Origin of the sequence: Microcystis sp. LE19-41.2A, assembly GCF_027530405.1 — a bacterium.
Taxonomy (GTDB): domain Bacteria; phylum Cyanobacteriota; class Cyanobacteriia; order Cyanobacteriales; family Microcystaceae; genus Microcystis; species Microcystis aeruginosa.
Genome location: NZ_JAPZQJ010000235.1, coordinates 1 through 3,052, shown reverse-complemented (window position 1 = coordinate 3,052; position 3,052 = coordinate 1). Strand labels below are relative to the sequence as shown.

The window sequence follows — 3,052 nt, the reverse complement described above, 5'->3', positions numbered from 1 at the left end:
AATTCAGGGGATAAAGTCATCATATTGTCGATGATTTCAAACAGTTTAATTATCTGTTCCCTCTCGAACTCCTTTTCATACAATCCCCTGATTAACTTCCACTTCCACTGTTCCCGTTGTGGCAGCTTCCCGGTAGTCGCTTTTGTTTTCAGGTGTGCCATGACTATTATAGCAAAGGGATTGCTACTTGCTTCTAGTTCTGTCCATCTTTCCTCATAGTCCAGTAATTTAACCGTTGGGAATTTGAGGCTGACTTCACAACCAGCGATAGTATAATTATAGGAATCTGGTCGCCAATTTACTCGTTCATCTCCTAATATAGCGAGACTGATAACTGGTTTCTGATACAAATCAAAGGCCCGATAGTTATAAATATACATCCTCTGAGGGAAATTTTCTTCGTATTGACTTTGAATTTCAATATGAATCAAAATCCACACTTCTTCACCCCTGAGTAACCAAACTTTATAGAGTTTGTCAGCGAAACGTTTTTTTGTCTTTGCTGAAGCGGTAATCCGTTTGAGTTCTTTTTCTAGAGATTCGGGAGTTTTTGTCCAATCAATTAGTTGGTGAACTTCAGGAAAGAAGAAGTATAAAAACGCTTCAAAATACTCGCTTAATGCTTCTTTCCAGGGTTCATCATAATTGGCGGTTGTTTGTTTCATTATGACAATTTTAGTGGGTTGTTGTCAGAAGGTGAACGCTAACATAAGAACTAAGCAGTTAAAGTATTTAACCAATTGATTAAATCTTCAACCGTAGAGAAATCGAATAAAGCTTCTCTCTCACAAGTCCAGAAAACGGGTTTCTCGAAGAAACCCATTTTCTAAATAGTTTCTCGCAGAAACCCGTTTTCTAAATATTGCCTTTTTCTGATTTTTCTTGCCAAGTACCATGAAAACTGGGAGGGATAACACTGGGTAATTGCAGACAGCAAAGGGGTTCTTTTTCTAACTGCTGACTGTCATAGATTCTCCCTTGGCTGCTGTGATTATTGCCGTCGTAAACCACGACGATTAACCATCCCGTTTCTGGAGATAAACCATCGCAGACAAAAATCGGTTCACTGCCATAACAGTTGCTTTCTAGATAAGCAATAGTTAACTTACCTGTGGAGTGATTATAACAAGCGGGAAGTCCGATAATTTCCCGACGAATATCGCTATCGGGACGATGGACAGCTAAAAAAGTATTTTGCCATTTTTGTCCCACCAGTTGCGGGGAAACCACGGGAAAATCACAGCTTAAATCCGAGAGAATTTCCTGATTAATCACCTTTGCTGATAGGGGATTGATGGTGACACTTGCCAATTTTCCGATGGCTAAAGTTTCGGTTTCACCCGTGGCAACTTCTTTTAAAAATTGATTAGTTTTAAAGTCATCATAACGGACAAAAACAATTTCAAGATTGCCTTGCTCATTCACACAACCATTAGCAAAGTGCCATTGAAACCATGAATCGGTAACACTTTCACTGACTAATTGCAGAGAATCTCGATCAAAAATTAGTATTCTTGTTCCTAATTCTGGCTGCCACTGCATAGCATCACTAAAAGTTTTAAATCCCAACAGTATCGATAATTTATCCGCTTTTATCGGTGGAACGAAAAAGACGAGATACTGTCCTGCTAAAACAAAGTCATGCAGCAGAGACAATCTATCTAACTCAAAAGTATTTTTCTGGATAATTTCACCAGTGGAGTCAGACTTATAGAGATTTAAACTAACTTTAGCACCGATTGTCACCCCGAAATTAAAAATCTCTCCTCTGGACAAATCTAGCTTAGGATGAGCGGAAAAAGTTTCCTTTGCTTGTAAGCTAGATAAATTATCTAAACCTAGAGTTTCTAAAGATTGTAAATCTAATTTATGGGGAAAACCCCCTTCCCAGAGAGCTAATAATTTATCGGGTAAAGCTAACACCGAGGTGTTAGCGGCATTTTTTACCTCTTTTCCCCAATTATTCCAAAAGAAGCCGGGGGCATTCATGCCATAATTAGGAAATAAATATTGATTAGCGGCGCTTTCTTGCTGATAACCGGCAGTCTGAACATAACGATAGGTGGCACTGGCTCCCTTATCATGAAAATGTACAGCTAAAACTGCCCCATCTCCGTCAAACCAATGACCAACTTTTTGCTTACCTCTTTCTAATCTCCCCGGACCATTGCGATAGAGACTACCCCGCAATCCATCGGGAATTTTCCCAGATAATAGGGTTAATTGGGTTTCAGAAAATTCCACTGCTGGTTTTTCTAAAGATTTTGCCCAAGCTTTCATAGATTTGCTTTTTTAGTGATTACATAGTTGAGTATAGCCCTAGACTAGGTTCAATGACAATAATTTCGGCAGTTTACCAGTTAATTAGTATTCGTCACAACCCATCAATTATATCATTATAAAGTATCGGGATCAATTCCCAGAGAACGGATATATTCGGCTAAACGTTGAGATTTTAAACGCTCTTGTTCTAACCTTTGAGATAACTCAAGAGAAGTCAAAAATTTCTGACCATCTAAACTATAAATTTCTAACCCATCTTCTCTCAATTCAAATCGGATTTTTAACCGAGGACTAACCCATCCCTTAATCTCAGGTATAGAACTTAATAGTCCTTCCTGTCTCAACCATCCTTGAAAATTATGAGAATCGGGATCATAGAGATAGTATTCTTCCACTCCATAACGTTGATAAAACAGTAGTTTTCGCTCCATTTCTTCTAAGCTGTTAGAAGGGGAGAGAATTTCAAAGACCACTTGAGGAGCAATGTTATCTTCTTGCCATTGTTTATAGGAACCCCTTCTTCCTTTCGGACGACCAAATACTACCATAATATCGGGAGCAACCGGTCCGGTAATTTTCTTATCTTGGACGGGATACCAGAGCAGATCCCCAGCAATAAAAACGTTAGGAGAAGTGGCAAAAAGAATCTCAAGATTTTCTTTGATTTTCACGATCCATTCGTATTGTTCGGTATTATCGGCCATGGGTTTACCGTCACTGTCGGGGTATTCAATATCTGGATCAATAGCTGGTGTAAAGGTCATAATTT

3 protein-coding genes and 1 pseudogene are annotated in these 3,052 nt (G+C 38.9%); all 4 read right to left on the bottom strand.

All coding sequences use genetic code 11. The features are described from left to right. Nucleotides 1-665 (bottom strand): RpnC/YadD family protein (locus O9290_RS10480; RefSeq protein ID WP_288087030.1); only part of this gene is annotated, 665 nt, incomplete at its 3' end. A 50-nt stretch (nt 666-715) separates the two neighbouring features. Beyond that, nucleotides 716-781: pseudogene (locus tag O9290_RS10475) on the bottom strand (DUF4351 domain-containing protein); the annotation flags it as partial. A 74-nt stretch (nt 782-855) separates the two neighbouring features. Continuing rightward, nucleotides 856-2,280, bottom strand: coding sequence for a carotenoid oxygenase family protein (locus tag O9290_RS10470; protein ID WP_002761784.1), 1,425 nt, complete (start codon nt 2,278-2,280; stop codon nt 856-858). Nucleotides 2,281-2,396: 116 nt separating this feature from the next. Further along, a complete protein-coding gene (locus O9290_RS10465; protein WP_002761786.1) occupies nt 2,397-3,047 on the bottom strand; it encodes a Uma2 family endonuclease in 651 nt (216 codons plus the stop codon). Nucleotides 3,048-3,052 lie beyond the last annotated feature (5 nt).

Excerpts from the sequence above, each read along its gene's own strand:
- O9290_RS10465 (WP_002761786.1), bottom strand. The coding sequence starts at position 3,047 with ATGACCTTTACACCAGCTATTGATCCAGATATTGAATACCCCGACAGT.
- O9290_RS10470 (WP_002761784.1), bottom strand. The coding sequence starts at position 2,280 with ATGAAAGCTTGGGCAAAATCTTTAGAAAAACCAGCAGTGGAATTTTCT.